Here is an 18167-nt window from a genome sequence, read left to right on the forward strand (position 1 = left end):
ACCCCAGCTTTCTGGGATGTTCGCCGCGGCCGCGAACAGCGACCGTTCTTGCCATGACCACCGAGACGCACCACCACACCAACCGCTGCTACTGGAGCCCCGGCGACGCCGGCTGGAACTGCGACGGGGGAGGCTCCGAACGGGTCCTCGTCGACGTCCGGGACATGATCGTCGTGCACACCGCGATGCTGCGCGAGTTCCGGCTCGCCCCGGCGGCGGTCCGGCGCACCGAGGCCGGCGACCGGAGACGGGCCCGGGTCGTCTCCGGTCACCTCCGGTTCCTCACCGAGCTGCTCCATCACCATCACGCCGGCGAGGACGAGCTGCTCTGGCCCACGTTGCGGGCCCGGACGTCCGCCTCGGCCCACCGGTTGATCGACGACGTCGAGGCGCAGCACGTCGAGATCGACGTCGCGTTGCGTCGCGGAGAGGAGCTGCTCGACGCGTGGGCGCAGGCGCCCGACGCCGGGCGTCGCGAGCAGCTCGCGGCCGCGCTGGAGCACCTGCACGCGGTGCTGAAGGACCACCTCGACCTGGAGGAGCGTGCGCTGCTGCCGCTGGCCGCCGGCGCGCTCACGGAGGGCGAGTGGCACGCGATCGGCGAGGCGGCGGTCGCGGCGATGCCCAAGCCCGCGCTGGCCTTGGCGTTCGGCATGTTCGCCTACGAGGGGGAGCCCGAGGTGCTCCGCGCGATGGTCGCGAGCGCGCCGCCGGTTCCGCGCACGCTCCTGCCGCTGGTCGCCCCGCGCCTCTACGCCCGCCGGGCCAAGGCCGTCCACGGCACCGCCAAGCCCTGAAGTTCGTCGAGAGAATGGAGTCAGTCATGTCCGAAGCGATCCGTCCCCACGAGTTCAACGAGCAGTGGGGCGACGCCTTCAACGCCGGCGACCTACCGCGGCTGATGGAGATGTACGAACCCGGCGCGGTGATCGTTCCCGGGCCCGGCGCCGAGCCCATTCACGGGCACGCGGCGATCGAGGCCGCCCTGGCCGGCTTCCTCGGCCTGGGCGGGAAGCTCCGCTTCACCCCGCGTCACTGGTTGGTCGCGGGCGACCTCGCGTTCAGCAGCGTCGCGTTCACGATGGACGGCGGCCGCGACCCCGAGGGGAGGCCCGTCGAGCTGACCGGCGTCACCGCCGAGATCCTCCGCCGCCAGCCCGACGGCCGCTGGAAGTACGTCGTCGACCACCCTTTCGCCGACGCGCGGACGTGAGAATCCGCGCCCGGCGGGCCGGAATGGCAGTAATCCGACGGGCGCTTCCCGACGGTCGGTGCGGTCATGCTCGGTTTCGTTCTCGACGCGAACCGGCGTCGCGAAACCTCCGACCCACCGACCAGGGAGCCTCGCCATGCCCGCAAACCCCCACCACGTCTCACTGGAGCCGGCTGCCCAGCAGTTCGCCGAGGCGACCGCCGAGCCTCCGTTCCTGTACGAGATGGACCCCGCCGAGGGGCGCAAGGCCGTCGACGGCGTGCAGGACAGCCCGATCGAGAAGCCCGAGATCGACGACAAGTGGATCACGGTCGAGGGCGGTCCGACCGGCTCGGTGAAGGCCCGCATCGTCACGCCGAAGGGCGCGACCGGGCCACTGCCGGTGGTGCTCTACACGCACGGCGCCGGCTGGGTGTTCGGCGACGCCCACACGCACGACCGGCTCGTCCGCGACCTCGCCGTCGGCACCGGGGCGGCGGTGGTGTTCCCCGAGTACGACCGGGCCCCGGAGGCGCAGTACCCGGTGGCGAACGAGCAGTCGTACGCGGTGGCCACCTGGGTCGCGAAGCACGGCGCCGACGAGGACCTCGACCCCACCCGGATCGCGATCAGCGGCGACTCGGTCGGCGGCAACATGGCGATCGCGCTGACCCTGATGGCCAAGGAGCGCGGCGACGTCTCGTTCCGGGCCCAGGCGCTGTTCTACCCGGTCACCGACGCCGGCTTCGACACCGACTCCTACCACCGCTGGGCCGACGGCTACTGGCTCACCCGGACCGGCATGCAGTGGTTCTGGGACCAGTACACGACCAGCGCGGACGACCGCGCCCAGATCACCGCGTCGCCGCTGCGGGCCACCCCCGAGCAGCTGCGCGACCTGCCCCCGGCGCTGATCATCAACGCGCTGGAGGACGTCCTGCACGACGACGGCGCCGGTTACGCCGACAAGCTGCGCGCGGCCGGGGTCCCGGTCACCCACGTGACGTACTCGGCGATCATCCACGACTTCGTGATGGTCAACTCGCTGCACGGCACCGAGGCGTCGAAGGCCGCCCTCGCCCAGGCCGTCGCGTTCCTGAAGGCGGCGCTGAGCGCCTGATCCACCCTCGTGATCGGAGGTAGGGCGGAGGAGGATGCCGACCGTGGATCGTGACGGGCTGAGCGTGATGCCGGAGACGGCCCCGGCCGAGCCCGCGGCCCGGCGGCGGGGGACGTTCCGGGCGCTCGGGTCGCGGCCGTTCCGGCTGTACTTCGCCGGCCAGGTCGCCTCGGCCAGCGGCACGTTCCTGCAGCAGACCGCGATCGGCTGGCTGGTTCTGCAGCTCACGCACTCGGCGAGCGCGCTGGGCCTGGTGCTGGCGGCCGGCGGCATCCCGTCGCTGCTGCTCGGCCCGTGGGGCGGTGCGCTGGCCGACCGGATCGACCTGCGCCGGCTGCTGCTGGCCACCCAGGCCGCCTACGCGGTCTGCGCCGGGCTGCTCTGGGCCCTCGCCGCGTCCGGGCACGCGTCGGTGGCGGCCATCGTCGCGATCAACGTCGTCGCCGGGCTGGTGTCGATTCCGGACTCGCCGGCCCGCCAGGCCTTCGTCAGCGCGCTCGTCCCGCCGGACGACCTGGCCAGCGCGGTCAGCCTCAACGGCGTCGTCGTCAACGGCGCGCGGGTGATCGGGCCCGCGCTGGCCGGCGCGCTGATCGTCACCGTGGGGACGACACCCTGCTTCGCGGTGAACGCGATCTCCTACCTCGCGGTCATCGTCGCGTTGCTGTTCGTCCGGCCGCGGTCGGCCGGACGCCGTCCGGCCGGCCGCGCGGGCGTCGGAGCCGCGCTGACCTACGCCCGTGGCCGGCAGCAACTCTGGCTCCCGCTGACGATGATGGCGCTGGTCGGCCTGTTCGCGTTCAACTTCGCGGTCGTCCTGCCGGTGCTGGCCGACCGGACCTTGCACGGCGGCGGCGGCACGTACAGCCTGCTCTCGACGATGCTGAGCATCGGATCGGTGGCCGGGTCGCTGGCGGTCGGGCTGGTCCGGCATCCGCGCCGCCCGTACCTGGTCGCGGCGGCCGCGGCGTTCGGCGTCGGGCTGGCGCTGACCGCGGTGGCCCCGGGGGTCGTCGTGGCCTGCGCGAGCCTGCTGGTCACCGGCGTGGCCGCGTTCTCGTTCGTCACGCTCTGCTCGACGACGCTGCAGCTGCACTCGTCGTCGGAGTTCCGCGGCCGCGTCATGGCGCTCTGGGTGTTCGTCTACCTCGGGACCACCCCGATCGGCAGCGTCTTGACCGGCTGGATCGTCTCGGCCGGTGGGCCCCGGGCGGCGCTCTGGGTGGGGGCCGCGGCCTGCCTGGTGGCCGCACTCGTCGCGGGACGCGTCCACACGCCACCGCACCCCGACGCGGCCTACGCCGACCTCCCGCGGTGACCGGCGGGTCAGCGCAGGACGGAGGCCGTCCACCGGGAGATCCAGGCGTCCCGGTGCGCGTCGATCTCCCCGGCCGGCAGCGTGAGCGGCCGGGCCGGGAGCGTCGCGTAGGCGGTGAACTCGCGCGGTAGCGGGGTGCCCGGCAGGACCGGGAGCACGAACTCCTGCAGCGGCAGGTCCCGCTGGAACTCGGCCGAGAGCAGGAAGTCGACGAGCTTGCGGCCACCGGCCGAATTCTTCGCCCCGGCCAGCAGACCGGCGAACTCGATCTGCCGGAAGCAGGTGTCGACGAGGACGCCGGAGGGCGCGGTCGCCGGGCGCTCGGCCGCGTACAGCACCTCGGCCGGTGGGCTGGACGCGTACGAGACGACCAGCGGACGGTTGCCCTGGCCCCCGGAGCCGACGGTGAACCGCTGACGGTAGGCCTCGGCCCAGGTGTCGGTCACCAGCGCCCCGTTCGCCCGCAGGCGTTTCCACCAGCCCGTCCACCCCGCCTCGCCGAAGGAGGCGATCGTGCCGAGGAGGAACGCCAGCCCCGGCGAGGACGTGGCCGGGTTCTCGACCACCAGTTGGTTCCGGTAGGCCGGCGCGGTCAGGTCCTCGAACGTCCGCGGGGGCGCCAGCCGGTGCGCGGTGTACCAGGCCTTGTCGTAGTTGACGCACACGTCGCCGTAGTCGATCGGCGTGACGGCCGGGTCGAGGTCGAAGGCGCGCGGGACCTGGGTCGCGGTCGGCGCCCGGTACGGCGTGAAGATCCCGGCCCGGACCGCCCGGGAGAGGAACGTGTTGTCGACGCCGTACAGCACGTCGCCCTGCGGGTGACCCTTGCTCAGGACGGCCTGGTTGACCAGCGTTCCGGCGTCCCCGGAGCGCAGCACCCGGACCTTCAGGCCGCTGCGGTGCTCGAAGTCGGCCAGCACGCCCGGGCTGATCCGGAACGAGTCGTGGGTGAGCAGCGTGACGACCGTGGGATCGGCGTCCGGCGACGAGCACGAACAGATCGCCAGCACCGCCGTCACACAGAGCAGTGCGACCAGCCGTTTCAACTCGAGTCCTCCGGTCGCTCGTCGGCGCGGGCCATGCTAACTCCCGGGCGAGCGCGGTCCAGGGCTTCGCGTTCGCCTTGGGTCAGATGACGGATGCGTCGGGCCCATCGCTGGGTTTGGCTTAGGTCGTCAGCCGCCGCCGGAGGGAGCATCGCGTGAGCCACACTGTCGCCGATCAACTCGTCGCCTTTCTCGCCGAGGCCGGCGTGCGCCGCATCTACGGCATCGTCGGCGACAGCCTCAACGCGTTCAGCGACGCGGTCCGGCGCAGCGGCCGGCTGGAGTGGGTGCACGTCCACAACGAGGAGGCGGCCGCGTTCGCGGCGTCGGCCGAAGCGCAGGTCACCGGTCGGCTGGCGGTCTGCGCCGGCAGTTGCGGGCCGGGCAACACGCACCTGATCCAGGGCGTGCTCGACGCGCACCGGTCGGGTGCGCCGGTCCTCGCGCTCGCCTCGCACATCGCGTCACGGCAGATCGGCAGCGGGTTCTTCCAGGAGACCAAGCCCGAGGCGCTGTTCGCCCCGGCCAGCCATTACTGCGAGACGGTCGCCCACCCCGAGCAGATGGCCCGGCTGTCCCGGCTGGCGGTCCAGAACGCGGTCGGGAAGAGCGGCGCCTCGGTGCTCGTGCTCCCCGGCGACGTCCTGGCCGCCGACGCGGTGGAGCACGACCGGCCGGAGCGGCTGGTCACCTCCGCCCCGCGGACCGCTCCCGACCCCGAGGAGATCCGCGAGCTGGCCGATCGGATCGCCGCGGCCGACAAGGTCGCGATCTTCGCCGGCATCGGCTGCACGGACGCCCGCGCCGAGGTGCTCGAGCTGGCCGGGCGGCTGCAGGCCCCGATCGGGCACACGCTGCGCGGCAAGGACGTCTTCGGGTGGGACAACCCGTTCGACGTCGGCATGACCGGGCTGCTCGGCTATGGCGCCTGCTACGAGGCGCTGCACGAGGCCGACCTCGTCCTGCTGCTCGGCACCGACTTCCCCTACGACGACTTCCTGCCCGGCGCCCGGACGGTCCAGGTCGACCGCGACCCGGCCCGGCTCGGGCGTCGGACGCCGCTGGTGCAGGGCGTGGCCGCGGACGTCGGGCTGACGCTGCGCGCGCTGTTGCCGCTGCTGGAACAGCGCACCGGGCGGAAGTTCCTCGACACGATGCTGCGCCACACCGAGCACACGCTGCGCACCGCGGTCGAGGCGTACACCGGCGAGCACCACCAGCGCATCCCGATCCACCCCGAGTACCTGGCCCGCGTCGTGGACCGGGCCGCCGCCCCGGACGCCGTCTTCACCGTCGACACTGGCATGTGCTGCACCTGGGCGGCCAGGTACCTGACGCCCACCGGGCAGCGCCGGATCCTCGGCTCGTTCGTCCACGGGTCGATGGCCAACGCGCTTCCGATGGCGATCGGCGCGCAGTTCGCCGCGCCCGGCCGCCAGGTCGTCTCGTTCTCCGGCGACGGCGGTCTGGCGATGCTGCTGGGCGAGCTGCTCACGGTCAGGCGGCACCGGCTCCCGGTGAAGACCGTCGTCTTCAACAACTCCAGCCTCGGCATGGTGCGGCTGGAGATGATGGTCGCCGGCGACCCGCCGTTCGAGACCGACCACGAACCGGTCGACTTCGCCGCGATCGCCGCCGCCGCGGGCCTCTACGCCGAGCGCGTCACCGACCCCGCTAATCTGACCGGAGCGGTCGAGAAATGGCTCGCGCACGACGGCCCGGCGCTTCTCGACGTCGTCACCACGCCCGACGCTCTGGAGGTGCCGTCGCACGTGACCATCGCCGAGACCAGGGGATTCGCGCTGTCGCTGGGCAAGACGGTGCTCGGCGGCGGGGTGGGCGAGGCGATCGAGCTGGCCCGGCAGAACCTCCGCAACATCCCGCACTGAGCCTCCGTGGACGAACTGGCGCGCCGACGCGTCCCGCCGATCCTGGCCGAGCAGCTCGGGCACGGCTTTGGTTCGGCGTCGGAGGCGGCCCGGCAGGTGGCCGGCGTCGCCGCTCTGCTCGGCCGCCGCTGGCGGCCGGACGAGGTCGCGGCCCTGCTCGGCTGGCCGGAACCCGCGGTCCGGTCGGCCGCCGCCGAGCTGACCGCGGCCGACCTGGTCGCGCCCGAGTCCGACTCCGTCGATGTCGACGCCGACGTCGAGAGCTACGCGTTCCGGCACGAGTCGTTCCAGCGGTACGCCGTCCGGTTCGTACCGGCCGCCGCCCGGCGCGGTCACCGGCGGGCCTGGGTCGACCTGCGGCTGGCCGCCGGAGCGTCGCCGGTGGAGGTGGCCTCGGTGCTCGCGGTCGTGGCCGAACCGGGCGACGCCGAGGCGGTCGCGATCCTGGCCGCGGCGGCCCGCGCGCTGGGCGAGAACACCCCGGCCCCGGCGGCCGACCTCTACCTCCGCGCGCTCGACCTCGACCCGCCCGGCACCCCGGAGCATGCCCGGCTGGCCGCCGAGGCCGCGGTCGCGCTGTGGGCGGCCGAGCGCGGCGAGGACGGCTCCGCGGTCAGCGACGCGTCACTGCGAGGCTTCCCGGACGCTCCGACCGAGGCGCGGGCCCGGCTGGAACTGGCCCTGCGGGTGGCGAACTACTCCTCGGCCGAGACGATCCGGCAGTGCCGGCTGGCGCTCGCGCTGCCCGGCCTCGGCGCCGAGCTGCGGGCCCGGCTGCTGTCGCTGCTCATCGGCGCCCTCTACACCGCCGACGAGTACGAGGACGTGCCCGAGCTGCAGGAGCCGGCCCGGGCCGCGGCCGGCCAGACCGACGACGTCCAGGCCCAGCTCACGACGCTGGAGTCGGGCTCGGTGGTGGCGTTCTACGCCGGCGACTGGGAGGCGGCGCTGGCCGCCCAGGACGAGGCCGACGCGCTCCGGACGCTCACCCGCACCGCCGCCCCGCGCCCCGCTCCGTACGACCTCTGGCCGTGCATGCAGCTCAGCGCGGTCGGGCGGGCCGGCGAGGGACTGGCGCTGACCGCCCGCGAGACGCGCCGCGCGTCCGCGTCCGGGCTCGCGTTGCTCCGCTGGGGTGCGGCCCGGGCGCAGCTCCAGTTCAACCTCGGCCGGCTGGCCCTGGCGCTGGCCGAGGCCGAGGGCGTCCGGGAGTTCGACGAGGTAGTCGACCCGGACGGCTTCGCCGGAGTGCTGGTCGCCCGGGTCCACGCGCGCACCGCGGCCCACCGCGGGATGCCGGAGGAGGTGGCCGCCGCCCGCCGCGCGGTGGCCCCGCGGCTGCGCAGCGAACTGCGCTGGCAGCGAGGCACCGCGCTGCTGGACGCCGCCCTCCTGGCCGATCAGGCCGGCGACACCGACGCGCTGGCCGCGCTGATCGGCGAGGCGACCGGGAACCGCGAACCCGAGGGCGTCCGCTTCTTCGCGGGCTCGGACGCCGCCGACGAACTGCTCGTCGGCCGGCTGGCGCTGCGGGCGGGCCACGACGCCGTCGCCCGGGAGGTCCTCGACACGCTCGTCCGGCTGGAGACGCGCAATCCGCGGCTGCCGTTCCTGCACGGGCTGGCCCTGCACCTGAGCGGTCTGGTCGATCGTGACGCGGGCCGGCTCCTGCAGGCCGCGGCGGCCTACGCGACCTCCGACCGCGTGCTGGTCCGGGCCGGGGCGTTCGAGGACGCCGGACGGCAACAGCTGGCCGACGGGCGGGACGCCGACACCGCGCTCCGCCAGGCGCTGCGGCTCTACTCGGCGGCCGGCTGCCGCAACGACGCCGACCGGATCCGGGCCCGGCTCGCCGCGGCCGGCCGGCCGGTCGCGCCCGGCGACGAGCCGCCGCTCCCCGAGGACCCTACGGTGCGCGCGGCCGAGCTGGCCGCCGGGGGCCTGGGTACCCCGGAGATCGCCGAGGCCCTCGACCTGCCGGCCCCGACCGTCCGAGCGCTACTCCGGCGAGCCGCGGCGCGGGCCCGGCAGCGGCCCGGTCACTGATCTTCGGCCAGCACGATCCGGGCCAGCTCGACCCGGGAGCGGACGCCGAGCTTGGCGTAGGTGTTGCGCAGGTGCGTGCTGACCGTGTGCGGAGACAGGAACAGCCGGTCGGCGGCCTCGCGCTTGGTCGCGCCGCGTCCGATGATCCGCGCGACCTCGAGCTCGGTCGCGGTCAGCGCCGCCCAGCCGGTGATTCCGCGGGCCCGTGCGGCTCGGCGGCGCCGCACGCCGAGCTCGCGCAGCAGCGCGCGGACCCGGGCCGCGTCGCGGTGGGCGCCGTGCCGGTCGAGCAGCAGCAGGGCCCGGTCGAGGTAGCCGACCCCGGTGTCGCCGCGTCCGGCCAGCCGACCGGCGTCCTCCAGCGCGGCGGCCAGGACCAGCGGGCGCTCACCCGGCTCCAGCAGCGCGATCGCCCGGTCGAGCTCGGCCGGACTGCGCTCGGTCAGCCCGCGGGCGTGCGCCCCACCGGCGACCAGCGCGGGCAGGTCGGGGTTGCGGGCGGCGTCGGCGGTGGCCCGGGACGCGATGCGCTCGGCCAGCCGCTGGTTCCCGGCGCGCAGCGCGATCCGGACCAGCAGCGCCGGGTCACCCGGGTCGGGCGGCTCGGCCAGCCACGGGCCGACGCCCTCCAGCCGGGCCAGCGCGGGCGCGGCCAGGGCGAGCGCGCGCGCCGGGTCGCCCTGGGCGTCGGCGACCAGCGCGGCGAGCCAGGCGCCGGTGCACCGCACGGCGAGCGACTCCGCGTCGCGCATCCGCTGGGCGTTGCGGGCCGCCCCGGCGATGCCCGCCTCGTCGCCGCTGGCCAGCGCGGCCCGACCGGCCGTGTAGAGCCCGATGATCGCGGCCGTGTGGTCGGGCTCCATCGTCTCCGGGCGCTCCGGGAAGGCCGCGGCCAGCGCGGCCGCCTCGGCCAGGGCTCCGGCGTCGAACCGCAGGCGGGCCCGCAGCGCACGCAGGACGCCGCCCCGCCCGGGCGCGGCGGCGTCGACCGCGGCGAGCGCGGCCCCCACCTCGCCGGCCATGCTCGCGCAGACGGCCGTGAGCAGCGCCGGGCTCCAGAGCAGCGGGGCGTCGACCAGGTCACGGGCCGCGGCGAGCGACGCCCGGGCCGCGGTGATCCCGTCGGTGTGCAGGCGGACGCACGCCTCGACCGCCCGCAGGGCGGACAGCGCCTCGACGTCGCCGGTGGCCCGGGCCAGCCGCATCGCGGACGGGAGGAGCGCGGCGGTGGCCTCGATCTCGTAGTCGCGGATCCGGGTGAGCGCCCGGGTGGCCAGCAACCGGGCCCGGGTGCCGCCGGAGACGCCGGAGAGGCCGAGCGCGGTGGTGCTGTGCCGGACCGACTGGGCGAACGAGTACTCCCGGTGGACGACGGCGATCGACAGCCGGATGCGCGCCTCGACCTCCGGGTCCAACCGGCCCTGCAGCGACCGTTCGGCCAGCGCCAGCCCGTCGGCGGCCCGGCCGGCCAGCACGTAGGCGCCGACCGCGTCCTCGATCAACCCGGCCCGGACGGCGTGGTCGGCCGGGGCCAGCTCGAGCGCTCCGGTCAGCAGCTCGACCGCCCGGCCGGGTACGGCGGCGGACGCGGCCCGGCGCAGCAGTTCCACCGCGGCCAGGTCACCGGGGAGCGCCGAGTCCAGCAGCGCGTCGGCCACCTCGAGCACCGGGCGGCCGTCGGCGAGGTCGGCGTCGACGGCCTGGCGGCGCAGCGCCCGGACCAGGTCGACCGGCAGGTCCTGACTGAGCACCTCGCGGACCAGCCCGGTGCGGAAGCGCCGCTGCCCGCCCTCGGAGGTCAGGAGCCCCTCGCCGGCCAGCTCCTCGAGCGGGCCGGTCAGGGCGGCGGGGGAGCGGTCGAGCAGCGTCGCCAGCTGGGTGACCGTGAACCGGTCGCCGACCGCCGCGCCGATCCGGACCGCTTCCTGGGCCGGCTCGGAGAGCCGCTCCACCCGTCGGCCGATCACCGCGCGCAGCCGCCCGGAGAACACGTCGGCCTGCTCGGCCAGCCCGCGCAGCAGTTCGACGAGGAGCAGCGGCTCGCCGCCGGCCCGGTGGGCGAGCGCGCGTTCGGCCGGCGACGGCGGACGCCCCAGCACGTCCCGCGCGACCGCCTCGACCGCGGTGTCGTCCAGGGGCCGGAGCGGGTGGATCGTCGCGCCGCCGTCGGCCAGCCGGGTCAGCGTCGGGTCGGCGTCCGCGGGCCGGGTGGTGAGGACCCAGGCGACGCGGTGCCCGGCGAGCCGCTCCGGCAGCGCCCGCAGCACGAACCGGGTGGCGTCGTCGGCCCAGTGCAGGTCGTCGATCGTGATCAGCAGCGGAGTCCGCCGGGCGGCCCGCTCCAGCTGGTCCTGGAACTCGTCGAGCACCTGGTAGCGCTGGTCGGTGCCGGTGGCCAGGCGACGGGCCGGCTCCGGGCCGAGGACCGGGTCGACCGGGCCGTGCAGGGCGTCGAGCAGCGGGGCCAGCGGCAGCAGGCGCGACTCGGCCTCGGCCGCCCCGCCGAGCGCGCGGAACCCGGCCGCGGTGGCCAGGCTCCTGGCCTCGGCCAGTAAGCGGCTCTTACCCGATCCGGTGCCGCCCGCGAACACCAGGACGCCCCCGTGGCCGTCCGCGAGCCGGCCGACGAGCGCGCCCAGAGCGTCGAGCTCCGCGGTCCGGCCGCGGACCGGAGTCGCCCGGCGGTCCGCCGGGACGCGCACCGGGCCCACCGGGTCCGGGATCGCCCGCTCCGCCACCATCGCCCCCACCTCTCATCGTTCATCCTCGATCGTGCCTGCTCGGCCCGGGTGCGAATACCGGACGTTCGTCCGAGGTATCGTCCGTTTGCCGAGGACCGGCGGTGCCCCGAGCGCCGGGCGCGTAGCAGAGTCAGGAGCCACGTGCCCGTACTGCACGGCCGAGCCGGGGAACTCGGCGTGATCACGGCGGCGCTGGCTGCGGTCGGCCGGGGCCGCGGCGGCACGATCGTCGTCGCCGGGGCGCCCGGTTCCGGCCGCACCGCGCTGCTGGCCGAGGCCGTCGCCCGGGCGCCCGGACACGGGGTGACCCCGCTGACCGAGCTGCCGGTCGAGCCGTCCGACCGGCCCGCGACGCTCGTGCTCGACCTGGCCGAGCGGCTCGCCACGCCGGAACCCCGGCTGCTGGTGATCGACGACCTGCAGGCCCGGTCCGGTGCGACGCTGCACGTCCTGCGGGCGCTGGCCAGGAGGCTGGCCGGCTCGGCGATCCTCTGGCTGGTGGCCTCCGACGCGCGACCGGCCTCGCCGGACGCCCGGGCCACGCTGTCTGCTCTGGCCGAGGCCGGCACCGAGCTCACGCTCGGCCCGCTGCCCCTCGACGCGATGCGCGCCCTCCTCGGCGACCTGGTCGGTCCGTTCGACGAGACGACGGCGACGCTGGCCGAACGGTGCGGCGGTGATCCCGGCCTGCTCGTCGCGCTGATCGACGCGCTCCGGGCCGACGGCGCGCTCCGGACTTCGGCCGGCGTCACCGCCCTGGCCGGGGGCTTCTCGTCCGATCGGGTACGCGGGCTGGTCGACGTCCGGCTGGCGCAGCTCTCGGCCGACGCCCGGGCCACGCTCGCCGCCGCCGCCACCCTGCCGCCGCGGTTCCGGGCGGACGAGCTGGCCCGGACGCTGCGGCGGCCACCGGCGGCCCTCTGGGGCCCGGTGGCCGAGCTGACCGCGGCCGCGCTGCTGGTCGACCGGAACGGACCGCTGGAGTTCCGGCAGACCGTCCTGCGTGCCGTGCTGGCCGGTGCGCCGGCCGACGCCGACGCCGGCGCGTCGGTGATCCCGCGCCCGATCCGCGAGGCGTACTGGCGCTTCGACTGGGAGCAGGTCCTCCTCGGGCTGGACGTCGAGCTCGACCGGGCCCCGGACGAGAGCCGGGGCCTGCTCGGCGCGCACCGGGCGCTGCTCTACGGCGTCGTCGGCTGGGCCGAGGCGGCGCTCACCGAGACCGCGGCCGCGCTGGCCGAGAAGCGCGACCGGGGTGACGAGTTCGCCGCGCGGTGCTGGCAGAAGGTGCGTTTCCGCCTGCTCTGGGACGCCGGCCGGCTGACCGAGGCCCGCCACCACCCGGCCCCCGCCCCTGGGGAGCTCAGCCCCGGAGAGTCCGGCTCCGACGATCCCGGCGACGTGATCGACGTGGCCGTGCTGGACGCGGCCGGCCGTCTCGCCCTCCGGTCGGGCGATCGGGACGCCTACCGGCGGGCGGTGGCGCGGGCGGGCGAACTCGAGGCGAAGGGCCATTCCCCCTACCGCCTCGTCCGCGCCTGGTTGACCGCGCTGAGCACCGACGACCCCCGGGCGGCGTTAGGGCTGGCGGCCACCGGCGACCTCTTCGCTCGGACCGACGTGCCCGCCGGTATCGCGTTCGACCCGGCCGACCAACCGCGGTTCGTCCGGTTGGCGCTGGCCGCGGGAGCCCGCCGGGACGCGTCCCGGGCGGTCGAGGTGGCCGAGCAGCGGGCCGGGCGCAACCCGCGGTTCACGCTGCTGGCCGCGGCGGCGGCGCACGCCCGCGGCCTGCTCGAGGACGATCCGGCCCGGCTGCTCGCCGCGGCCGCGCTCTACCGCGAGACCTCCCGACGTCTGGACCTGGCCGCGGCCTGGGAGGACGCCGCCCGGCGCGGTGCCGACCCGGCCCGGCTGGACGCCGCCGCGGCGCTGCTGGAGCAGGCCGGCGTCCGTCGTCCCCGGGTGGCCGGGAGCGGGCAGCCGCTGACCGCGGCCGAGCGTCAGGTGGTGGAGCTGATCGTGGCCGGCGTCCCCAACCGGGAGGTGGCCGAGCGGCTGCACTGCTCGCCGCACACGGTCAACGCCCGGCTGCGGCGCGCGTTCGTCAAGCTCGGCGTGCACTCCCGGGTCGAGCTGCTCCAGCTGGCCGCGGACGACGGCATCTGACCGGCTCATTCGTTGCCCGAGTCGAGCCGGGCGAGCACCTCGTGGAGCTGGGCCCGGGACGAGATCCGCAGCTTGGGGTAGATCCGGTAGAGGTGCGAGCTGACCGTCCGGTGCGAGAGGTAGAGCTGCCGGCCGATCTCCCGATTGGACTTGCCGCTCGCGGCCAGCCGGGCGATCTGCAGCTCGGCCGCGGTCAGCTCGGTCAGCCCGGCCGTCGACGGGGTGTCGCTGCGGATGCCCGAGCCGAGCAGCTCGGCCCGGGCCCGGTCGGCCCAGAGCGGGAGTTCCAGCGCGGTGAACGCGGCCTGCGCGGCCGCCAGCTGGTGCCGGGCGTCGGCCACCCGTCGGCGTCGTCGTAGCCACTCGCCGTAGCTGAGCTGCAGCCGTCCCCGGACGAACGGGCCGGTCAGGTGCTCGCTGGCCAGCGCGGCCCGGAACAGCTCCTCGGCCTCCTCGTCCGCGGCGAGCAGCGGCCGGGCCTGCAGCAACGCGATCCGCGTCTGCGGGCTACCGGTCCGTTCCGCGCCGACCTCGACGACGTCCAGCAGCGGCCGGACGTCAGCCGTCCGCCCGGCCCGGACCGACGCCTCGGCCAGGTCGCCGATCATCCAGCCGCCGGCCAGCACCGAGCGGGCCGGGTCACCCGGCGTGAAGAGGCGCAGGAACGCGTCGGTCGCCGGGCCGAACCGCCCGGCGGTCAGCAGCGTGAGGCCCAGGGCGATCTGCACCTGGGACAGCAGCCGGCCCGCGCCCTGCGGCTGGACGGTGTGCTCGACCTGGGCGATCGTGGCCAGCGCCGGTTCGACGTCGCCCCGCAGGCCCTGGACCGCCGCCTCGGCCAGCGCGCTGGAGGCGGCGCACCGCGGCCGGCCGGTCCGCCGGGCCAGCCGACCGGCCTCGACGGCGTCGTCCAGCGCCGCCGACCACTGCCGGAGCAGCACGTGCGCCCAGGCCCGTTCGGTGAGGGCCTCGGCCAGCAGACCCTCCCGGTCCTGCGTCCGCAGCCGTCGGACCGCCTCGCTGAGCAGCGGGATCGCCAGCGTGAACTGGCCGATCGCGCCGGCCGCGGTGCCGAGGAGCTTGCTGCGGTCGCCGGGAGCGGGCTCGTCGTCGGGCACCGGCGTCTCGGCCAGGAGCCCGGTCAGGCGCCGGGCGGTGGCCTCCGGTGCGGCCAGCGCCTCGATCGCGAGCCGCTCGGCGTCCGGCAGCCGGCCGGCGGCGGCCCGCAGCGCCTCCCAGGTCGGGCGGCCCGGGTCGGCCCAGTGGCTCTGCTCGGCCACCGCGAGCAGCAGCGCGCCGGCCGCCTCGGGCGCGGCGGTCGCCGCCTCGCGGGCGGCGTCGCGGACCACGGCCGGTGCGGCCGGGGCGGCGTGCTGGGCCAGCCGGAGCAGCCGCACCCGCTGCCGGTCGGCCGGGACGAGCGGCAGCTCGTCGGTGAGGTCGGCCGCGCGGAGCGTGTCGTCCCGGTCGCCGAGCTGGTCGGAGAGGACCGCGGCCTGCACCAGCCGCCGGCCCCGGTGCGCGGGGTCGGCCGAGAGCGCGGCCGCGAGCTCGTAGCACCGGGCGGCCGGCGCGACCCGGCCGCGCCGCCGGGCCCGTTCGGCCACCGCGTCCAGTGCGTCGGCGAGTGCGGCGTCGGGCCCGGCGGCGATCGCGGCCCGGTGGTAGACGCGCCGGTCGGCGCCCGGGTCGTCGTCGGCGGTGGCGTCGACGACCCGGGCGAGGGCGTGGTGGGCGCGGTAGCGGTTGGCTTCGGAGGCATCGGCGTAGACCGCCCAGCACAGCAGCGGCTCGGTGAACGCGGGCCGTCCGGCGGTCATCGTGACCAGCCCGCCGTCCAGCGCGGGCAACAGCTCGGCGGCGTCCAGCGGACGGCCGGTGACCAGCGCGCCCGCGGCGAGCAGTTCGGCCAGCGTGCTGTCGGTGTCGGCGGCCAGCAGGAGGAGCAGGGTCCGGGTCGTCGGCCGCAGTCCGAAGAGCTCGGCGGCGAACGCCTGGGCCAGCCGCGGGGTCACCGGCACGCCGTCGAGCGGCCCGGTCCCGGCGCCCCGGCCGAGCGGCCCGGTGCGGGTGCTCCGGCCGAGCGGGCCGGGGTGGGTGCTCCGGCCTAGCGGGCCGGTGTGCTCGGCGCGGCCGAGCGGGAGCTCGTGCAGGGCCAGCGGGTTTCCGGCCGCCGCGCGTAGCCAGCGGTCCCGCTGCACCGGCCGGGCGTCCGGGTGTTCCCGGGCCAGCAGCCGGGCGGCGAGCTCGGGCGGGAGCGGCCCGAGCTCCAGCTCCGGCAGGTCGAGCGCGCCCAGGCCGCCCGCCGCGCCCAGGCCGCCCGCCGGGCCCGAGCCGCCCGCGGCGCCCGGGCGGTGGGCCAGCACCAGCGCGACGGACTCGCCGCCCAGCCGCCGGGCACAGAACGCCAGTGCGTCCAGCGTCTCCTCGTCCAGCCAGTGGGCGTCGTCGACCAGGACCAGCAGCGGGTCGACGCGGCCGGCGGCCGACAGCAGGTCCAGGGCGGCCAGCGAGACCGCGAACGGATCGGCCGCCGAGCCGCCGAAGGCGGCGCTCAACGCGGCCGGACGATCCTCCGCGCCGACCGCCAACGGACGCAGCAACCGGTGCAGGCCGCCCCACGGCAGACCGAACTCCGAGCGGCACCCGGCGACCCGCAGCACCCGCCGGCCGCTGCGCCGGGCGTACCCGGCGACCAGATCGAGCAGCAGGGTCTTGCCGGTGCCGGGGCCGCCGCGCACCGAGAGCGCCGCCCCGCCGCCGGCGTCGACGAGGGCCAGCAGCCGGTTGAGCTCGGCGTCCCGGCCCAGCGGTGCCGACTCCGGCCCGGTGCTCTGGGCTCGTGTGGTTACAGCGGTCATGACCCTACTGTCGGAGCTCCGGCCGCCGCGCACATCGCACGATCATGTGCGTCCGTGAAGAACTCCGGCCGCAGTAAATCGACGGATGCATCGCCCGGACGCCGTTGCGCAGCATTCGGACGGAACCGATTTCGTCGATCCGTAGGAGCTCGTGATGCCCAGTCCCACCATCGTCCTCGTCCACGGCGCGTTCGCCGACTCCGCGAGCTGGGCGCCGGTGACCCGGTTGCTGCTCGACTCCGGATACGACGTCCGGGTGCCGCCGGTGTTCAACCGCAGCCTGTCCGGTGACGCGGCGTACATCAAGCGGTTCGTCGAGCAGATCGACGGCCCGGTACTGCTGGCCGGCCACTCCTACGGCGGCGCGGTGATCACGGTGGCCGGGGTGGCCGAGAACGTGGTCGGGCTGGTGTACGTGTCGGGCTACGCGCTGGCCGAGGGGGAGAGCCTGGGCCAGCTCCAGGGCGGTTTCCCCGACTCCGACCTGGCCGCCAACCTGGTCTACGAGCCCTACACGCTGCCCGACGGCACCGACGGCACCGACGTCTCGGTGAAGATCGACGCGTTCCCGGCGATCTTCGCGGCCGGCGTCGACCCGCGGACCGCCGAGGTGCTCGCGCACTCGCAGCGGCCGCTCTCGGCGATCGCGTTCGGGGAGGGTGCGACCGCGGTGGCCTGGGAGACGAAGCCGGCCTGGGGGATCGTGTCGAGCGCCGACCACACGATCAACCCGGAGGTCGAGCGGTTCGGGTACAAGCGCGCCGGCCTGCGCGGAGTCGTCGAGATCGACGCGCCGCACCTGGTGATGCACTCGCACCCGGCCGAGGTGGCCGCGGTGATCACGGACGCGATCGCCGACCTGGGCTGACGGCTCCGACGGCTTCGGCGAGGTTCGCCCGCGACCCTAGGGCGAACCCGCCGACGCGGCCCAGCTCGCGAGCATCGGCAGCACCCGCGCCGTCGGGGAGTCCGGTTCGACGGTGTAGACGACGAGACGCTGCTCCGGGTCGAGCGGCCCGACCACCGACTCGATGCCGAAGCTGAGCGGCCCGGCCGTCGGGTGGGCGATGTGCTTGGTCACCGACGTGCGGAACGTGACCCGCTGGTCGTCCCACCACCGGGCGACGTCCGGATCGCGGCGGAGCTCCTGCACCAGGTCGACGAGACGCCGGTCGTCGGGATGGCGGCCCAGCTCGAAGCGCATCGCCCCGACCGCGGACTCGGCGAAGTCGGCCCAGTTGGTGATCCGCGCCCGGGCGTCGGGGCTGAGGAACAGCCAGCGGGCGAACGACGTGCCCGGCTCGAGCGCCGGGCCCAACACCGCGCTCAGCAGGCCGTTGCGGGCCAGCACCTGGGAGCGCTGCCCGAGCAGCAGCACCGGGACGTGATCCAGCGCGCCCATCAGGCGCAGCATGCCCGGGTCGGGACGCTGCGCGACCTCCGGCTCGGCCCGCCGCCGGCGAGTGGCCGGGGCCGCGAGGTCGCGCAGATGCGCGGTCTCGATGTCGTTCAGTTGCAGGGCCCGGGACAGCGCCTGGAGCACCTCGTCGGTGATCGTGTGCTGGCGGCCCTGCTCCAGGCGGCCGTAGTGGTCGGGGCTCAGCCCGGCGAGGAACGCGAGCTCCTCCTTGCGCAACCCCGGCACTCGTCGCGGCCCGGGAAAGCCGACGATGCCGGCCTGCGCGGGCGTCAGGCGGTCACGGCGGGACCGCAGGAACGCCCCGAGGGCAGCTCGGTCGGTGGGCACCCGGCCAGTCTAGGAGCTGGTCGGGTGTTCACCCTGGT

The 18167-nt window shown here is 75.9% G+C and carries 12 protein-coding genes; 8 read left to right on the top strand and 4 right to left on the bottom strand.

Going from position 1 to position 18167, the window contains the following annotated elements; translation table 11 throughout:
- Positions 1 to 53: 53 nt before the first annotated feature.
- The 4 genes from FL583_RS19720 (at position 54) to FL583_RS19735 (ending at position 3630) form a co-directional block, all read left to right on the top strand.
- On the top strand, positions 54 to 797 hold the full coding sequence (locus FL583_RS19720; protein WP_142706156.1) for a hemerythrin domain-containing protein: 744 nt from the start codon (positions 54 to 56) through the stop codon (positions 795 to 797).
- 26 nt (positions 798 to 823) lie between these two features.
- Positions 824 to 1213: a YybH family protein gene (locus tag FL583_RS19725; RefSeq protein ID WP_142706157.1), complete on the top strand. Its 390-nt coding sequence runs from the start codon at positions 824 to 826 to the stop codon at positions 1211 to 1213.
- Between the two features lie 136 nt (positions 1214 to 1349).
- On the top strand, positions 1350 to 2312 hold the full coding sequence (locus FL583_RS19730; RefSeq protein ID WP_142706158.1) for an alpha/beta hydrolase: 963 nt from the start codon (positions 1350 to 1352) through the stop codon (positions 2310 to 2312).
- Between the two features lie 43 nt (positions 2313 to 2355).
- Entirely contained in the window at positions 2356 to 3630 is a 1275-nt protein-coding gene (locus FL583_RS19735; protein WP_205752285.1) for an MFS transporter, read from the top strand.
- A gap of 8 nt (positions 3631 to 3638) precedes the next feature.
- Here FL583_RS19735 and FL583_RS19740 read toward each other — a convergent pair whose 3' ends face one another.
- Entirely contained in the window at positions 3639 to 4676 is a 1038-nt protein-coding gene (locus tag FL583_RS19740) for a thiamine ABC transporter substrate-binding protein (protein ID WP_142706159.1), read from the bottom strand.
- Positions 4677 to 4831: 155 nt separating this feature from the next.
- On the opposite strand from FL583_RS19740, the gene FL583_RS19745 reads away from it, so the two are divergent.
- Together FL583_RS19745 and FL583_RS19750 are read left to right on the top strand one after the other, a co-directional pair.
- Positions 4832 to 6565 carry a thiamine pyrophosphate-dependent enzyme gene (locus FL583_RS19745; RefSeq protein WP_142706160.1) on the top strand — a complete coding sequence of 578 codons (1734 nt, stop codon included), beginning with the start codon at positions 4832 to 4834 and terminating at the stop codon, positions 6563 to 6565.
- Positions 6566 to 6571: 6 nt separating this feature from the next.
- Complete coding sequence (locus FL583_RS19750; protein WP_142706161.1) at positions 6572 to 8611, top strand: hypothetical protein; 2040 nt, start codon at positions 6572 to 6574, stop codon at positions 8609 to 8611.
- On the opposite strand, the gene FL583_RS19755 is transcribed toward FL583_RS19750, so the two are convergent.
- The gene (locus FL583_RS19755) at positions 8605 to 11352 is read right to left on the bottom strand and encodes an ATP-binding protein (protein WP_142706162.1); all 2748 of its coding nucleotides are present in this window, start codon (positions 11350 to 11352) and stop codon (positions 8605 to 8607) included. The two genes, FL583_RS19750 and FL583_RS19755, sit on opposite strands and share 7 nt — an antisense overlap.
- Before the next feature lie 141 nt (positions 11353 to 11493).
- On the opposite strand from FL583_RS19755, the gene FL583_RS19760 reads away from it, so the two are divergent.
- Positions 11494 to 13521, top strand: a complete 2028-nt coding sequence (locus FL583_RS19760) for a helix-turn-helix transcriptional regulator (RefSeq protein ID WP_142706163.1) — start codon at positions 11494 to 11496, stop codon at positions 13519 to 13521.
- A gap of 5 nt (positions 13522 to 13526) precedes the next feature.
- On the opposite strand, the gene FL583_RS19765 is transcribed toward FL583_RS19760, so the two are convergent.
- A complete protein-coding gene (locus tag FL583_RS19765; RefSeq protein WP_142706164.1) occupies positions 13527 to 16382 on the bottom strand; it encodes a LuxR C-terminal-related transcriptional regulator in 2856 nt (951 codons plus the stop codon).
- Positions 16383 to 16536: 154 nt separating this feature from the next.
- Between FL583_RS19765 and FL583_RS19770 the strand changes: the two genes are divergently transcribed.
- On the top strand, positions 16537 to 17250 hold the full coding sequence (locus FL583_RS19770; RefSeq protein WP_142706165.1) for an alpha/beta fold hydrolase: 714 nt from the start codon (positions 16537 to 16539) through the stop codon (positions 17248 to 17250).
- A gap of 36 nt (positions 17251 to 17286) precedes the next feature.
- On the opposite strand, the gene FL583_RS19775 is transcribed toward FL583_RS19770, so the two are convergent.
- Positions 17287 to 18129 (bottom strand): helix-turn-helix domain-containing protein, encoded by an 843-nt coding sequence (locus FL583_RS19775; RefSeq protein WP_142706166.1) that lies wholly within the window; start codon positions 18127 to 18129, stop codon positions 17287 to 17289.
- Between the last annotated feature and the right edge of the window lie 38 nt (positions 18130 to 18167).

This window comes from Cryptosporangium phraense, from assembly GCF_006912135.1.
In the GTDB taxonomy this organism is placed as follows: domain Bacteria; phylum Actinomycetota; class Actinomycetes; order Mycobacteriales; family Cryptosporangiaceae; genus Cryptosporangium; species Cryptosporangium phraense.

Bases quoted from the DNA above. Each gene is read 5' to 3' on its own strand.
- FL583_RS19730 (WP_142706158.1), top strand. From the start codon at position 1,350: ATGCCCGCAAACCCCCACCACGTCTCACTGGAGCCGGCTGCCCAGCAG.
- FL583_RS19770 (WP_142706165.1), top strand. From the start codon at position 16,537: ATGCCCAGTCCCACCATCGTCCTCGTCCACGGCGCGTTCGCCGACTCC.
- FL583_RS19720 (WP_142706156.1), top strand. From the start codon at position 54: ATGACCACCGAGACGCACCACCACACCAACCGCTGCTACTGGAGCCCC.
- FL583_RS19725 (WP_142706157.1), top strand. From the start codon at position 824: ATGTCCGAAGCGATCCGTCCCCACGAGTTCAACGAGCAGTGGGGCGAC.
- FL583_RS19765 (WP_142706164.1), bottom strand. From the start codon at position 16,382: ATGACCGCTGTAACCACACGAGCCCAGAGCACCGGGCCGGAGTCGGCA.
- FL583_RS19755 (WP_142706162.1), bottom strand. From the start codon at position 11,352: ATGGTGGCGGAGCGGGCGATCCCGGACCCGGTGGGCCCGGTGCGCGTC.